Here is a 14,278-nt window from a genome sequence, read left to right as displayed (position 1 = left end):
TTCGTACGTTCAAACTTTGCCTTTGCCATCCTGGCCTCCTATCGGGGGGGCCACCCGCGCGACAGCCCCCGTCGTGAAACATCCGCCGCGACTTATAATCCGGCCGGGGAAAAATCAAGGGCGCCCGACCCGGCGACATAAGCATGAAACGCGGGAACCTCTGCCCGGCAAAGACGTTGGAATCCGGCAGACAAGGCTGCCCGGCCCGGCGGCCGCGCAACGCTTTCGGAGGAATGCTATGAGCCTGATGAAATCCCTCGCCCGCGTCGCGGCTGGCGTCATGCTGGCCAAAGGGATCGGAACCATGATGAAGAACGCCCAGAACCGGCCTCAAAGCGGCGGCGGGCGTAGCTCGGGCGGCCTGCTGGACGAGCTTTTTGGCAACAACACCGGTGGGGCGGGCAGCCGCAGCACCGGCTCGGGCGGGCTTGGCGATATGCTGGGTCAGGTGCTGGGCGGTCGTACAGGCAGCGGCTCGGCCTATGGTGGCCCGAATTCCCCCCGCTCGGCCGGGACGGCACAGGGCGGGCTGGGTGGCCTGCTTGACCAGCTGGCCGGGCCGCGTGGCCGTTCGGGCGGCTCTGGCGGCCTGGGCGGCGTCCTTGGCGGCGCGGCGGCTGGCGGCCTTGGCGGTATTCTGGGTGATCTTCTGGGCGGTCGCGGCTGCGCGCAGGCTCAGGCCCCGCAGGGCAGCACCGGCGGGCTGGCGCAAAAGGGTGCACAACCCCAGAACGATGCCAGCTTTGGCGAGCTCTTCAACGAGGCGCTTGCGACCGGTGATGAGCCCTCGACCGCGCCCACGCCCGAACAGAACGCTTTGGCCGGCCTGATGCTCAGGGCGATGATCCAGGCGGCGAAATCAGACGGAGAGATCGACGAGCAGGAAAAAGCCAAGCTGATGTCGGAATTCGGCGAGCTGGACGACGAAGAACGCGCCTTTATCCGCGAACAGATGGCAGCCCCCGTCAATGCGGCGGCGCTGGCCCGCGAAGTGCCCGAGGGCTTTGGCCCCCAAATCTATCTGATGTCACTGATGGCGATCGAATTCGACAATCGGAAAGAGGCCGAATACCTGCACGAGCTTGCCCAGAACCTTGGGCTAGACAAGGAAACGGTGAACGGCATCCATCAAAAGGTCGGCGTGACCAGTCTTTACGCCTGATCAAAAAGACCAAGCTGGCGCGGCGGCTCATCCTGCCGCGCCTCATCGAGTCCGGACAGGGTGATCCCCAACAGCCTGACCCCGTGCGGGTCGGCAAAAACCGGCCCCAGCAGGTCGCGGGCCATGCCCAGCATCTCATCCCGGCTTTCCACCGGACGCGGCAGCGAACGCGCACGGGTGATCTGGCGGAAATCGCCGTATTTCACCTTCAGCGTCACCGTCCGCCCCACGCGCCCGGCATTCGTGGCATGCCTCCAGACCTTGTCGGCCAGCACCTCCAGCGCCTCATGAGCTGCCGGAAGGTCGCGCAGATCTTCGAAATAGGTGTTCTCGGCCCCGATGCTTTTGCGGATACGGTTCGGCTTGACCTCGCGCGTGTCTATGCCACGGGCAATATTCCAGTAATAGGTGCCCGATTTGCCAAAACGCGCCGTCAGGAACTCAAGGGTCTGCCGTGCCAGATCGGCGCCGGTCAGAATACCATGCGACTCCATCCGCGCCGCTGTCGCCGGACCGATGCCGTGAAAGCGACCGATGGGCAGGCCATGGACAAACTCGGGTCCAGCCTCGGGCGGGATTACGAACAGCCCGTCCGGTTTGCGCTGGTCCGAGGCCAGCTTGGCGAGAAACTTGTTATAGCTGACCCCGGCCGAGGCGGTCAGCCCTGTCGCCTCGCGGATACGTGCGCGGATCTCTTGCGCGATGCGCGTCGCGGTGCGGCCTTGCAGATAATCGGTGAGATCCAGATAAGCCTCATCCAGCGACAAGGGCTCGACAAGCGGCGTGTATTCGAAAAAGATGTCGCGCACCTGCTGGCTGACCGCGCGATAGACGTCAAAGCGCGGCTTTACAAAGACCAGGTCGGGACACAGCCGCATCGCCCGCATCGAGGGCATGGCCGAGCGCACGCCAAAGCGGCGCGCCTCATAGCTCGCCGCCGCCACCACGCCACGGCGGATGCCGCCAACGGCGACCGGGCGCCCGCGCAGCTCGGAATTGTCGCGCTGTTCGACCGAGGCGTAAAACGCATCCATATCCACATGGACGATGCGGCGCACACGCTCCTCGGTCGGGGCGGTCATGGCAGGATGCGGGCGGCCCCCGCCGTCAACCCCTCGCCCATGCGGTCAAAGCGCATATAGGCGATAGCCCGGTTGCCGGATTGGGTGTAAAGCGTGCCCGCCTCGCGCCCGTCCGCCATCAGGATGGGCGTCCCGACAGGGGCCGCGCCCTCGATGCCGACGGTGACAAGCCCCTTGCGCAGCTCGGTCTTGTGCTTCATCCGCGCCGTGACCTCTTGCCCGACATAGCAGCCTTTGCGGAAATCGACGCCATGCAGGCGCTCGAACCCGGCTTCAAGGATAAAGGTCTCGTTCGGGATCAGCTCGATCAGGCTTTCGGGGATGCAATGTCCGACCCGGATCGCATCCCAATCAATCCCGTCGTCAGCCGCCCGCTCACCGCCCGAGCCGCCGTAAAGACGCCAGCCCAGCGCCTCATGCCGCGGATCGGCTATGGCAGCGTCAGGCATATCGCCGATACCGCGCGTGACGGTCAGTTCGGTCGGCTCAACCGTGACACGTGAACGCAGCTTGTACAGCGACAGCCGCCGGATCAGATCATCAGCCAGCCGCGCGTCGACATCAATCAGCAGCCGCGCGCCATCCGGGACGATCAGAAAATCGGCCAGATACTTGCCCTGCGGCGTCAGCAGCGCCGCCCAGCAAGGCACGTCCCCGACCTTGTTGGTCACAAGGCCTTGCAGGAACTCGACCCGATCCTCGCCCGAAACCGCCAGAATGCGCCGCATCATTGATCTCCGAATTGCAACCTGACCAGGGCGGCATAGGCACCGCCCTTTGCCATTAGCTGGTCATGGTTGCCCTCTTCGACAACCCGGCCTGCCTCGATCACCACGATCTTGTCGGCCTGGCGCACGGTCGAAAGCCTGTGCGCGATGACCAAGGTGGTGCGCCCGGCCGAAAGCTCGTCCAGCGCCTGCTGGACCAGCCGCTCGCTTTGCGCATCAAGCGCCGAGGTCGCCTCGTCAAGCAGCAGGATCGGCGCATCGCGCAGAACGGCACGCGCAATCGCCACGCGCTGGCGCTGCCCCCCCGACAGGGCCGAGCCACGCGGCCCCGCCGGCGTGTCGAGCCCAAGGGGCAGGTTATCGGTGAAATCCGCAACATGGGCAGCGACAGTCGCCCGGCGCAGCGCCTTGTCATCCTGCGGATGGCCAAGCAGGATGTTTTCGCGCAGCGTCTCGTCAAACAGCGCGGCCTCTTGGCTGACGGTCGAGAACTGATCGCGCAGCACGCCCAGATCGAATTCGCGCAAAGGCACCCCACCCAGGGTGATCTCGCCCGCTTCGGGATCAATCAACCGGGTCAGCAGGTTGAAGACCGTGGATTTTCCAGCGCCCGAAGGCCCCACCAGCGCCGTCGTCTGACCAGACTCGGCGGTAAAACTCAGCCCGTTCAGGACCGGATGGCCGGAATAAGCCAGCCGCACATCATGAAAGCGGATGGTGGTGTCGGGTGGCGGCTCGCGGCGCGGTCCGCATGCAATCCCGGGCTGCATATCAAGCACGGAATAGATGCGCTCAAGACTTGCGGCTGCGATCTGCCATGTGCCGGTCAGGTTGCCCAGACGCCGCAGAGGCTGAAAGGCCAGCGCCATGGCGGTGAAAAAGGACATGAAGTCCCCGACCGTGCGTTCGCCCCGCGTCACCTCGGCCCCGCCCAGGGCAAGGACGCCGATAAAGCCCAGCCCGGTGACGACATCGACCAGCGCCGGCACAGTGGCGCCGATACCTGACATCTTGATCTCGGTCTTGCGGATGCGGCTGACGATCTGGCTGAATCGGTCGGCCTGATAATCCTCCATCCGGTTCAGTTTGACGGCGTTGATACCGTGCAAGACCTCATCAAGCCGGGTGGCGCGCTGGCTGGCATTAACGCGGTTTTGCCGCATCTTGCGGCGGATATATCGCTGGACCAGCACGGTCGGCAGGATCAGCAGCGGCGCACCGATCAGCGCCGCCATGGTCCACCAGGGATCGACCGCCACCGCAACCCCGAACAGCGACAACAGCGAGACCATGTCCCTCCCCGCGCCCGAGATGAATGTGGACCACACACCCTGCACGGCGATGGAATCGCCCTGCACCCGCTCGATCAGCGCGCCGGGCGGGTTCTCCTGGAAAAAGCTGCTGTCCAACGTCATGATATGGCGCAGCAAATCCGTCTGCATACTGGTCGAAACCGCCAGCGAGACCGATGTCATCAGGCTACGGTTGATGACAAAGGTCGAGGCGCGGATCAGGAACAGCGAAAAGATCACGCCCCCGACCCACCAGATCGCATCGGTGTCGCCACCGACAAAAACCCGGTCGAACAGCGGCTTCAGCATCCAGCTAAGCAGGCCCAGCGTCGAGCCCTCGACAATCAGAAAAACCAGCGCCAGCAGGATGCGCGCCCAATAGGGGTGCAGATAGTCGCGCCACATACGGGCGAACAGATTGGCCGTTCTGTTAAGTCTGTCCGCCATCGCATCCCCGGAATTCGGTTCGACCCCAAGGGATAAGCCGCAAGACGTCCGGGGGCAAGGCGCTCGGGTCAGACGCGCCCCGTTGACCTTGCGCAGGGGCCGGCCTACCGATTGCATGTCATACGAAAGGCATTCCCATGAGCTTTGCCCAGGGCCGCGCCGTCCTTGCTATTCCCGGCCCCTCTCCTGTCCCGGATCGCGTGCTGCGGGCCATGCACCGCCCCTCGCCCGATATCTATGGCCCGGACCTCGCGGCCGAGAACCGCACCCTGATCGCGGGGCTGAAACGGCTGGCCGGGACCTCGGCCCATGTCGCGCCCTATATCGGCAACGGCCATGCCGGGTGGGAGGCCGCGAATGTCAACATGCTCGACCGGGGCGAGCGGGCGCTGGCACTGATCTCGGGCCATTTCGGACGCAGCTGGGCAGCCTCGGCCCGCGCAATGGGGATCGAGGTCGAAGAGCTTGATTTCGGCCTTGCGCCCCCCGATCCCCAGCGGCTGGCCGAGCGGCTGGCGCAGGACCGTGAGGGGCAGATCCGTGCGGTTCTGGTCTGTCAGGTCGATACCGCCAGCTCGGCCCGCGCCGATATCCCTGCCCTGCGCGCCGCAATGGGCGACCACCCTGCCTTTCTGGCTGTCGACGCCATCGCCTCACTCGGCTGCGAGCCGATGCTGATGGACGAATGGGGCGTGGATTTGCTGGTATCGGCCAGCCAAAAAGGGCTGATGGTGCCGCCGGGCCTGACCTTCGTTTGGTTCTCGGAACGGCTCAAGGCGCGCAAACCCAGCAGCCTTGCCACCCCCTATTGGAACTGGACCCCCCGCGCCGAGGCAGAAGAACTATGGCAATTCTGGGGTGGCACCCCGCCCGTACAGCTGGTCTTTGGTCTGAACGAGGCGCTGCGCATCCTGCTTGACGAAGAAACCCTGGCCGCCGCATGGGCCCGGCATGAAGGGTTGGCCCGGGCCTGCTGGGCGGCACTGGACCGCTGGGGCGCGGACAATCCGGGGATCGGGGCAATGATCTCTGATCCAGCCGGCCGCGCCCGCTCGGTCACTGCCGCGCGGGTGACACAGGCCAGCGCCCTGCGCGACTGGACGGCTGGCAAGGCAGGGGTGACGCTGGGTGTCGGCCTTGGTGCGCCCGACCCCGGTCACGCGCTGCGCATCGCCCATATGGGTCACGCCAATGCCCATCAGCTTCTGGGCGTTCTGGCAGTAATCGAGGCCGGAATGACCGCGCTGAACATCCCTCATGGGTCTGGCGCGCTTGACGCCGCCACAGCCGAGGTCGCCCGCCTCGCATGAATGTTTGGGGGCCGGACGGCGGCCGACACCTTATCGCCTCAATGGCGCATGGCTGACGGCGGACATCTGGTAAGGGGCGCAGCCCCAGTTACCGTTTGTTCGCAATCACGCCCCGCGTCACACAACGTTGGAAATTGACAAATGAAGCTCCGCACAGCGCAACCAACTGACGCGCCGGCCCTTGCCGCCATTTCTATCGAGGTTTGGGTGGGGACCTATCTCCGGAAAGGTGTAAGCGCATTCTTTGCTGAATATGCGCTGAACGAGTTCACAACAGCCAAGTTTGCAGCCTTGCTCGGCAACTCCGGCGAGCATGTGATCGTTTCGGAAAATGAAGACGGCATTGATGGCTTCATCCGCCTCACTCAACGTGAGAACGTGCCTTTTTCAGCCTGTTCAAACACAGAGATATCGACCCTCTACGTGCAGCCGCGCCACCATGGCAGAGGCATCGGGAATGCTCTGCTTGAACAAGGGCTGATCTGCGCGGGCAGTCTGGGCAGCCCGTCAGTGTGGCTGACCGCTAATTCCGAAAACGCCCCGGCGATAGCTTTTTATTTGAAGCACGGCTTTGAAAAAATCGGCACCACGCATTTCCGCATCCGAGAGCAAGCATATCTGAACGATGTATTCACACGCATGGTCTCTGCATAGATGCACGACCACCCGCAATGAGCGCCTTGCATCAGCGATGGCAGGTCTCTGGGTGAAAGAAGGCAGTCATTGCGCAGATGGTGCGTTTTCGGATAACTGCCGGGACAAAAGGAGAACGCCATGCCCCGCCTTATCGAAATATTGCTTTACAAGCTTAAGCCCGGCACAGGGGGTGAATTCTTTGATATCATGCATAACATCAGTGTCCCGCTTCACCGGCAGAATGGGATTGATGTGATCTGGCACGGGCAATCCATGCATGATCCCGACGGATATGGATTGATCCGGGGCTTTGCAGATATGGCGGAACTGGATGAGGCGCAGTCGGCATTTTATGCCGGTGACGCGTGGAAAACAGGTCCGCGCGAGGCGATCATCTCTCGCATCGAAACTGCGACAAAGATCATTATTCCGATGAATGCCGATGCTGTGAGGGGACTGCGTGAACAAGGATACCACGCCATCACAGCCGCCCGCCATGGGTTCTGAACGTCAGCAAAGAACTATTGCGTTACAGCTCACCCCTCTGCCGTTGTTCACATAGCCTCCGCCCCCACATCGGCTTATAAAGAACGCCATGTTCAGGCCTTACTTACATCGCTGGGGTCTGCTAGCCGATGGTGAGCCGGTCATCACGGCGACCGCCCGTCTGCTTCCGGTTTTGCGGCAGGAAATGCCTGCGATGCTGAAACTCTCTTCGCAGCCGGATCAGCAGCGCGGAGCGGCCCTGATGGATTGGTGGGCAGGCGACGGCGCGGCCAAGGTCCTGGCCCGGGATGATCACGCCATACTGATGGAGCGGGCGACCGGCACGCGGTCATTGGCCGATATGGCGCGCACGGGCGGGGACGATAGCGCCTGCCGCATTCTTTGTGCGACGGCTAAGCGGCTGCATCGTCAGCGTTCCGGCAAGTTACCCGATCTGGTCCCTCTGGACCGCTGGTTCCATGACCTTGAAGCAGGTGCTGTAAACCATGGGGGCATTCTGGTCCAAAGCCTGCAGACAGCGCGGGACCTGCTTGCCGACCAAAGAGAGCAGACCGTCCTGCACGGTGATCTTCACCACGATAACGTCCTAGACTTCGGTGAACGCGGCTGGCGCGCGACAGATCCGCATGGGCTTATCGGTGAGCGTGGCTTTGACTATGCCAATATTTTCACCAATCCCGATCTAAGCGACCCAACGCACCCGGTTGCGACCCAGCCGGGGCGCTTTCAGCAAAGGCTTAGCGTGGTGGTCGAGGCATCGGGCCTGGAGCGCCGCCGCTTGTTGCAATGGATTCTCGCATGGACGGGGCTGTCGGCGGCCTGGTTCCTGCAAGATAAAGATCCGCTGGCAAAGGTGGATCTGACGATTGCGGCGATGGCAGCATCCGAACTTGCCCGGTAAGTTTGGACGAGGAATGGCTGTTGTGAACCCGCAGCGCCGATAATCTAAAGGCCGTTTGGGTCGGAAATCCGTGACAGGCGACGACGAGACATGCGCATTACTCCTCTGCCCGAATTCCAGTCCGAAGCGCTGCTGCCCGGTCAGGACTTCGCGCCGGTTGAGCAACTGATCCGCGACAAGGCGCGGGCGCAGGGGCTGGATCTGCACATCGGGCATGGCCGCTCGATCTGGTGCCAGGTCGATGAGGGAGAGTTCGGCGCAAAAAAGCGCGGCGACGGCGTTCTGGTCTTTGCCCGCGCCCATCGGGCCGAGTGGCTGGGCGCGATGCAGCGAGAAATCTCAGAGTATCTTGCCAGTCACCTGCCCAGGGCGGCCCTGCGCTGGCCCTCGGACAAGGATATTGGCACATTTCCGGGCAACTTCAGCCTTACCGAGGTCAGCGCAATTACGCCTTTATGCCCCGATTTCCTGCGTGTGCGGCTGACGGCCCCGGATCTGCATCGCCTCGCCGGAACCGATTCGATCCATTTCCGGCTGGTACTGCCCCCGGCCGGGGACCTGTCCCCGGAATGGCCCCGAATCGGCGCGAACGGTCAGATTATCTGGCCCAAGGGCAGCAAGGCGCTGCACCGTCCGGTTTATACAGTGCGCCATATCGACCCCGATGCTGGCTGGCTCGACCTCGATATCTTTGACCACACTGGCGGACGCACGGCCGAATGGGCGCGCCACGCCCTGCCCGGTCAGCACATCGGCCTGCTTGGCCCAAGCGGCGGTGGTATCCCCAAGCAGCGGCACCTGCTTCTTGCCGGGGATGAAACCGCCTATCCCGCCCTTGCCCGCATCCTTGAATCGCAGGCGAACCATGCAAAGGGGCAGGTCTGGCTGCTTGGGAAATGCGCCGATTATCCCCTGCCCAGACCCCGGGGCTTTGACCTCATCCATCTGCCGGAAGGTGCTGCGGCGCTTTGCGCACAGCTAAGAAAGAGCCCGCCCGCGCCTGACAGCTATGCGTGGATGGCCGCCGAGAAATCGGGCGTCACCGCCATCCGCACCCTGCTGCATGAAGAATTGGGCCATGACAAGGGCCTTACCCACCTTGCCGCCTATTGGTCCGCCTGACCGGTGACAGGTCGCCCGGAATAGTTGACAATTTTACCTTGGTGATTGATACGGTCCCCGGACCGCGGCCAATGGGCCTGATGGCACAGCTCTTGGTGCCTGCCTCGCCCCAGCCAGATGCGGACGGATCAAATGCCGGAACGACTAAGGATCGCCATGACTCATCTTCCGCTGCCGCGCCTCCGAGCGGGGACCGCCCTCGCGCTGACCTGCCTGTTGATGGCTGCCCCCCTTTCGGCACAGGAAAGCCCCTCCGGCGCCCAACCTGCACCTGAACCCGCCGCCCAGCCGGAAACGGCAGCACCTGCGCCGCAGAATGCCGCATCGGAAACCGCTCCGGCGCAGACAACCGCGCAACAGGACAGCGCGTCACAGCCCGCCACCGCTGCGACAACCACCGAGGCACCCGCCGCTGCGCCACAACAGACCGCACCGGCAGCCATTGCCCCGGCGCCGGCCGAAAACGCGCCGGCGGCCACTGTCCCGGCTGAAACACAGCCCACCGAACCAGCCGCAACTGCGGTGACTCCGGTGGCCGAATCCGCCACCGCACCCGAAACGGCTGCGCCCGCAGGTTCCGGCATCCTGCCGCAATCGGTTCAGGACGCGCTGGCTCCGGTCCTGAACCCGCCCGCCCGCGACCCGAACTTGCCCCACGACCTTTCGCCCATGGGCATGTTCCTTGCCGCCGATTGGGTGGTGAAGGGCGTGATGATCGGTCTGGCTTTCGCCTCGGTCGTGACCTGGACCGTGCTGGTCGCCAAGATGCTGGAGCTTTTGGGCGCAATGCGCCGGGCCCAATCCGGCATCCGCCGCATCGAGGGTGCGGCCAGCCTTACGGCGGCACAATCCGCCGTTGGTAACCGCCGCGATCCGGTGTCGCAGATGATCCGCGCGGCTGCGGTGGAATACGACCGCTCTGCCGCTGCACTGGATCAGGCGGGCGACACCGGCCTGAAAGAACGCGTCGATTCCTACCTTGAACGGATCGAGGCCATCGCCAGCCGTCGCATGAGCCGGGGCACTGGTGTTTTGGCGACCATTGGCTCGACTGCGCCCTTCGTCGGGCTGTTCGGGACCGTCTGGGGCATCATGAACAGCTTTATCGGCATTTCGAGGGCACAGACCACCAACCTTGCCGTCGTCGCCCCCGGTATCGCCGAGGCGCTGCTGGCAACAGCCATCGGCCTTGTCGCGGCAATTCCGGCAGTGGTGATCTATAACGTCTTTGCCCGCGCCATCACCGGTTATCGCCTGCGGCTTGGCAATGCCGGCGCTGGTGTCCGGCGCCTTCTCAGCCGCGATCTTGATTTTCGCGGCACCACCTCACGCACGGAGGTCTGAGCCATGGCCGGCGGCATCCGCGAATCTCAAGGCGACGACCTGGTCGAAAATCACGAGATCAACGTTACGCCCTTCATCGACGTGATGCTGGTGCTGCTGATCATCTTCATGGTGGCAGCCCCCTTGGCCACGGTTGATGTGAACGTGGATCTGCCGGTTTCGAACGCGACCCCGGCGCAGCGCCCGGATCTGCCGGTCTATGTCACCGTCAAACCCGACCTGACGCTGTCGATCGGCAACGATGATGTCCCGGCCGGAGGACTGGCCGCCGCGCTGGCCGAGGCGACCAAGAACAACCGGGAAGAACGCATCTTTCTGCGCGCGGACAGGGACGTCTCTTACGGGGACCTGATGGGGGTGATGAATACCCTGCGCGAGACGGGCTATCTGAAAATCGCATTGGTCGGGCTTGAGGCGGCACCAGTTGCCGTTGAGGCCGCTGCCGATGCCCCAGCGGGCGCGCCAGCGGCTGCCCCTGCCCCAGCAACCGCGGCCAGTGGAACGAGCCAGCCATGAGCCTGAAACCCTCATCCCTGATGATGCGCGAAGGCGTGCTTTGGGGCAGCGCCGCGGTGATGGTGCTGGCTGCCCATCTGGGCGGCGCGCTATGGATCCTGCACCGCGCCGAGGCGGCCACCCCACCCGGCCTGCCCGAACCGGTGTTTGTCGACCTGGCCCCGATGCCCGAAGCGGCCGCCCCCCCGGACGAAGCCGAGATAACCGAAACCGCCGAAGCAGAACCGGAACCGGAACCCGAGCCGGAACCCGAGCCAGAACCGGAACCGGAACCGGAAATGCCCATGCTGCCCATGCAGCAGCTTGAGCCGATGGCAGACATGAACTCGCTGTTTCCGCCGCCGCCGGATGCGGTCGTGCTGCAGAAATCCCCCCGTCCGCCCGAACGGCCCGAGCGTGAAAAGCCGGAGCCCGAACCCGAGCCCAAGGTCGTCAAGCGCGAACCCGAGCAAAGAAAGCGCGAACCCAAGGAAAAAGCCCCCGAGCCGCAACAGGCCCGCACGGCTGCGACACAGGTGCGGGCACCGCAGGGCCAGCGCACCGCCGCCCCGCAAGCCGGGGCAAGCGCCCCCAGCGCAAAGCAGGTCGCAAGCTGGCAGTCCAAGGTTCAGACCGCCGTCGCCCGTCACATGCAGCGTGCCAACTTTTCCAGCCGCGGCCGGGGCAGCATCACCATCACCGTTCGCTTTACCGTCGACCCCAGCGGTCGGGTGGCGGGGGCGGCACTGGCAAGCTCGACCGGAGATGCGGGAATCGATTCGGTGCTGAACCGTCAGGCTTCACGTATGCCGCGCCTGCCCGCGCCGCCTTCGGGCAAGACCACCTCGCTGGTGCTGCCGGTCAAGATCGTTCTGCGCTGATCCTGATCTGATCACCGGCAGCCGCTCCGGGCGGCCCGATGGGCTCGACCCCCAGCACCGGCGCAATGCCGCGCACTGCTGCGGCAAGGGCGCGGGCATCGGTTTCTGTCTCGGCGTTATGCCGCCAGACCACAGCCAGATCACGTGAGGGGGCAGGCTCGGCAAAAGGCACGATGCGCAGCCCGCCATCGCGGTTCTCATCCTTTAGCGCCAGACGCGGGATCAGCGTCATACCCATGCCGCTTGCCACCATCCGCATCAGCGTCGCCATCGAGGCCGCCTCAAGATTCAGCTTGCGGCGCGGACTGCGCAACCCGCAAACCTCCAGCGCCTGATCGCGCAGGCAATGGCCATCGGCCAGCAATAGCAGCCGCTCGGCCTCGATATTGTCAGGACGGGCCGGACCCGACAGGATGGTGGTATCATTGCCCGACAGCGCAATCAGAAAGGCGTCGCGCAAGACCGCCTCGGCCTCGATCCCCGCCTCACTGACCGGCAGGGCCATGATCCCCGCATCAAAGCGCCGCCTCTGCACGCCCGAGATCAGATCGTCGGTCACAACCTCATGCAGCTCCAGATCCAGACCGGGGTGACTGATCCGCAAGGCCGGAATCAGATGCGGGATCAGATAGGGCGCAACCGTCGGAATGATCGCGAGCCGCAGCCGGCCAGACAGGGGCGAAGGCCCGGTTCGCGCCAGCGCATCCAGCCGCCTGGCAGTGTCGATCAACTCTTCGGCCACGGGCAAAAGCCGCTCACCCAAGGCCGTCAGCCGGACGGGCCCCGCCCCTGCCCCACGCTCAAACAGCGTACCGCCCAGACGCGATTCAAGCTGGGCGATCTGGCTTGACAGGCCCGGCTGCGAAACATGGACGGTTTCGGCGGCGCGACCGAAATTGCCCAGCCGGGCAACCGCGAGGAAATAGGTGATCTGGCGCAGGGTAAAATTCATGGCCCAAGGTTACCCGCCCCAGCGAAAGTCACAAGGCGCCGTGCAGCTGGTCCGCTCAGGCAGGCAGCCGGTGAACCAGCAGCTTGTCGATGCGCCGGCCGTCCATATCGACGACCTCGATCTGCCAACCCTGCCAGATCACGCGGTCCCCGGCTTGCGGCAGGCGGCCCGCCAGATCCAGAACCAGACCAGCCACGGTCGAATAATCGTGATCCTCATCCAGAGGCACCGACAGACGATCCGCGAATTCATCGACCGGCATCCAGCCCGCGACCAGCAAACTACCGTCATCCCGCTCGACCAGTTTTGGCTCATCATCCGAAAAGCCCGCGAACTCACCGGTAATCGCCTCAAGCACGTCCATCGGCGCGACGACGCCTTCGAAATGGCCGTATTCATCATAGACCAGCAGCATCTGACCCGGTGCGGCGCGCAGCCGGGCGATAACCTCGGGGGCATCCATCGTTTCCGGGATAATCGGAGCGGGCTGCATCACCTCGCGCAGATCAACCGCCTCGGCCCGGCTCTGCGACATCAGGTCGACGCTGGCGATGACACCGATCAGGTTGTTCGGGTCGCCGTCGCTGACCGGCAGACGGGTACGGCGGCTGTCGCGGAACTTGCGCGCCATTTCTTCCCAGCTGTCTGAAAGGTCGATCGCCTCGATCTCGCGCCGGGGGGTCATCAGCCCGCGCGCGCTGCGGTCGGCAATACGCATGACGCCCGCAATCATCTCGGTTTCGGCCCGGTGGATGACGCCCGCCGTCTCGGCCTCCGAGATGACCAGCTTGATCTCTTCGTCGCTGATGGTCTGGCGGTCCTCACTCGACTGCCCCAGTGCCGCAAGCAGCAGCTTGCCCGAACGATCAAGCAGCCAGACAAGCGGCGCCGCCCCGCGTGAGATCGCCTGCATCAACGGAGCCACCCGCGCCGCGACCCGTTCGGGCGATTTCAGCGCCAATTGTTTTGGCACCAGCTCGCCGACAATCAGCGACAGATAGGTGATCGCCACGACCACACCGCCCATGCCCAAAGGCTGTGCCAGCGAAGGTGGCACCCCCAGACCCGGCAGCGCCGCGGCAAGCCGCGCACCCAGGGTCGCGCCGGAAAAGGCCCCCGACAACACACCAACCAGCGTGATGCCGATCTGGACCGAGGACAGAAAACGACCCGGTTCCTCGGCCAATGCAAGCGCGGTGCCCGCCCCCCGGTCGCCACGCTCGGCCAAGACCTTCAGCCGCGCAGGGCGGGCAGAGACAATCGCCAGCTCGGACATGGCCAGCAACCCGTTAAGCAGGGTCAGGACAAGAACGACTAGGATTTCGATCCACATCTAGGGAGCTCGCTGGGGGAGGGGCAAAGCCGGAAGGCTGGTCGGATGCAGCATGCTGCACCTGTCGGAAGGGTCGTCGATCATGC

At 64.3% G+C, this 14,278-nt stretch carries 14 protein-coding genes; 9 read left to right on the top strand and 5 right to left on the bottom strand.

Annotated elements, in window-relative coordinates; translation table 11 throughout:
* The first annotated feature begins 238 nt into the window (after positions 1-238).
* Positions 239-1,162, top strand: a complete 924-nt coding sequence (locus PARACOCCUSGL_RS0105165; protein ID WP_010393817.1) for a DUF533 domain-containing protein — start codon at positions 239-241, stop codon at positions 1,160-1,162.
* On the opposite strand, the gene dinB is transcribed toward PARACOCCUSGL_RS0105165, so the two are convergent.
* The 3 genes from dinB to PARACOCCUSGL_RS0105150 are packed head-to-tail and all read right to left on the bottom strand — an operon-like array spanning position 1,153 to position 4,711.
* The gene (gene dinB / locus PARACOCCUSGL_RS0105160) at positions 1,153-2,244 is read right to left on the bottom strand and encodes a DNA polymerase IV (protein ID WP_010393814.1); all 1,092 of its coding nucleotides are present in this window, start codon (positions 2,242-2,244) and stop codon (positions 1,153-1,155) included. The two genes, PARACOCCUSGL_RS0105165 and dinB, sit on opposite strands and share 10 nt — an antisense overlap.
* Complete coding sequence (locus PARACOCCUSGL_RS0105155) at positions 2,241-2,972, bottom strand: folate-binding protein YgfZ (RefSeq protein ID WP_010393812.1); 732 nt, start codon at positions 2,970-2,972, stop codon at positions 2,241-2,243. Before PARACOCCUSGL_RS0105155 ends, dinB begins: the two co-directional genes overlap by 4 nt.
* Positions 2,972-4,711 (bottom strand): ABC transporter ATP-binding protein, encoded by a 1,740-nt coding sequence (locus PARACOCCUSGL_RS0105150; protein WP_029371546.1) that lies wholly within the window; start codon positions 4,709-4,711, stop codon positions 2,972-2,974. The genes PARACOCCUSGL_RS0105155 and PARACOCCUSGL_RS0105150 overlap by 1 nt, the downstream gene beginning before the upstream one ends.
* A gap of 137 nt (positions 4,712-4,848) precedes the next feature.
* Between PARACOCCUSGL_RS0105150 and PARACOCCUSGL_RS0105145 the strand changes: the two genes are divergently transcribed.
* The 8 genes from PARACOCCUSGL_RS0105145 (at position 4,849) to PARACOCCUSGL_RS0105110 (ending at position 11,907) form a co-directional block, all read left to right on the top strand.
* Positions 4,849-6,021, top strand: a complete 1,173-nt coding sequence (locus PARACOCCUSGL_RS0105145; RefSeq protein ID WP_010393808.1) for an alanine--glyoxylate aminotransferase family protein — start codon at positions 4,849-4,851, stop codon at positions 6,019-6,021.
* A 141-nt stretch (positions 6,022-6,162) separates the two neighbouring features.
* A complete protein-coding gene (locus PARACOCCUSGL_RS0105140) occupies positions 6,163-6,675 on the top strand; it encodes a GNAT family N-acetyltransferase (RefSeq protein ID WP_010393806.1) in 513 nt (170 codons plus the stop codon).
* A gap of 120 nt (positions 6,676-6,795) precedes the next feature.
* Entirely contained in the window at positions 6,796-7,164 is a 369-nt protein-coding gene (locus tag PARACOCCUSGL_RS0105135; RefSeq protein ID WP_010393804.1) for an NIPSNAP family containing protein, read from the top strand.
* Positions 7,165-7,252: 88 nt separating this feature from the next.
* A complete protein-coding gene (locus tag PARACOCCUSGL_RS0105130; protein WP_010393801.1) occupies positions 7,253-8,065 on the top strand; it encodes an aminoglycoside phosphotransferase family protein in 813 nt (270 codons plus the stop codon).
* Between the two features lie 90 nt (positions 8,066-8,155).
* Entirely contained in the window at positions 8,156-9,187 is a 1,032-nt protein-coding gene (locus tag PARACOCCUSGL_RS0105125) for a siderophore-interacting protein (protein WP_010393798.1), read from the top strand.
* Positions 9,188-9,343: 156 nt separating this feature from the next.
* Complete coding sequence (exbB, locus tag PARACOCCUSGL_RS0105120; RefSeq protein WP_010393795.1) at positions 9,344-10,531, top strand: tonB-system energizer ExbB; 1,188 nt, start codon at positions 9,344-9,346, stop codon at positions 10,529-10,531.
* 3 nt (positions 10,532-10,534) lie between these two features.
* A complete protein-coding gene (gene exbD, locus PARACOCCUSGL_RS0105115) occupies positions 10,535-11,047 on the top strand; it encodes a TonB system transport protein ExbD (RefSeq protein ID WP_010393793.1) in 513 nt (170 codons plus the stop codon).
* A complete protein-coding gene (locus tag PARACOCCUSGL_RS0105110; RefSeq protein ID WP_010393791.1) occupies positions 11,044-11,907 on the top strand; it encodes a TonB family protein in 864 nt (287 codons plus the stop codon). Before exbD ends, PARACOCCUSGL_RS0105110 begins: the two co-directional genes overlap by 4 nt.
* On the opposite strand, the gene PARACOCCUSGL_RS0105105 is transcribed toward PARACOCCUSGL_RS0105110, so the two are convergent.
* On the bottom strand, positions 11,888-12,859 hold the full coding sequence (locus PARACOCCUSGL_RS0105105; RefSeq protein WP_010393789.1) for a hydrogen peroxide-inducible genes activator: 972 nt from the start codon (positions 12,857-12,859) through the stop codon (positions 11,888-11,890). The genes PARACOCCUSGL_RS0105110 and PARACOCCUSGL_RS0105105 overlap by 20 nt on opposite strands.
* A gap of 55 nt (positions 12,860-12,914) precedes the next feature.
* On the bottom strand, positions 12,915-14,192 hold the full coding sequence (locus tag PARACOCCUSGL_RS0105100; protein ID WP_010393787.1) for a hemolysin family protein: 1,278 nt from the start codon (positions 14,190-14,192) through the stop codon (positions 12,915-12,917).
* Positions 14,193-14,278: the final 86 nt, after the last annotated feature.

The organism is Paracoccus sp. TRP (genome assembly GCF_000185925.1).
In the GTDB taxonomy this organism is placed as follows: Bacteria; Pseudomonadota; Alphaproteobacteria; order Rhodobacterales; family Rhodobacteraceae; genus Paracoccus; species Paracoccus kondratievae.
The sequence above is the reverse complement of the archived record's forward strand: the minus strand, read 5'-3'. Positions and strand labels throughout refer to the sequence as shown.

Bases quoted from the DNA above. Each gene is read 5' to 3' on its own strand.
- PARACOCCUSGL_RS0105145 (WP_010393808.1), top strand. From the start codon at position 4,849: ATGAGCTTTGCCCAGGGCCGCGCCGTCCTTGCTATTCCCGGCCCCTCT.
- PARACOCCUSGL_RS0105155 (WP_010393812.1), bottom strand. From the start codon at position 2,972: ATGCGGCGCATTCTGGCGGTTTCGGGCGAGGATCGGGTCGAGTTCCTG.
- exbD (WP_010393793.1), top strand. From the start codon at position 10,535: ATGGCCGGCGGCATCCGCGAATCTCAAGGCGACGACCTGGTCGAAAAT.
- exbB (WP_010393795.1), top strand. From the start codon at position 9,344: ATGACTCATCTTCCGCTGCCGCGCCTCCGAGCGGGGACCGCCCTCGCG.
- PARACOCCUSGL_RS0105150 (WP_029371546.1), bottom strand. From the start codon at position 4,711: ATGGCGGACAGACTTAACAGAACGGCCAATCTGTTCGCCCGTATGTGG.
- PARACOCCUSGL_RS0105135 (WP_010393804.1), top strand. From the start codon at position 6,796: ATGCCCCGCCTTATCGAAATATTGCTTTACAAGCTTAAGCCCGGCACA.
- PARACOCCUSGL_RS0105165 (WP_010393817.1), top strand. From the start codon at position 239: ATGAGCCTGATGAAATCCCTCGCCCGCGTCGCGGCTGGCGTCATGCTG.
- dinB (WP_010393814.1), bottom strand. From the start codon at position 2,244: ATGACCGCCCCGACCGAGGAGCGTGTGCGCCGCATCGTCCATGTGGAT.
- PARACOCCUSGL_RS0105100 (WP_010393787.1), bottom strand. From the start codon at position 14,192: ATGTGGATCGAAATCCTAGTCGTTCTTGTCCTGACCCTGCTTAACGGG.
- PARACOCCUSGL_RS0105130 (WP_010393801.1), top strand. From the start codon at position 7,253: ATGTTCAGGCCTTACTTACATCGCTGGGGTCTGCTAGCCGATGGTGAG.
- PARACOCCUSGL_RS0105125 (WP_010393798.1), top strand. From the start codon at position 8,156: ATGCGCATTACTCCTCTGCCCGAATTCCAGTCCGAAGCGCTGCTGCCC.
- PARACOCCUSGL_RS0105105 (WP_010393789.1), bottom strand. From the start codon at position 12,859: ATGAATTTTACCCTGCGCCAGATCACCTATTTCCTCGCGGTTGCCCGG.
- PARACOCCUSGL_RS0105110 (WP_010393791.1), top strand. From the start codon at position 11,044: ATGAGCCTGAAACCCTCATCCCTGATGATGCGCGAAGGCGTGCTTTGG.
- PARACOCCUSGL_RS0105140 (WP_010393806.1), top strand. From the start codon at position 6,163: ATGAAGCTCCGCACAGCGCAACCAACTGACGCGCCGGCCCTTGCCGCC.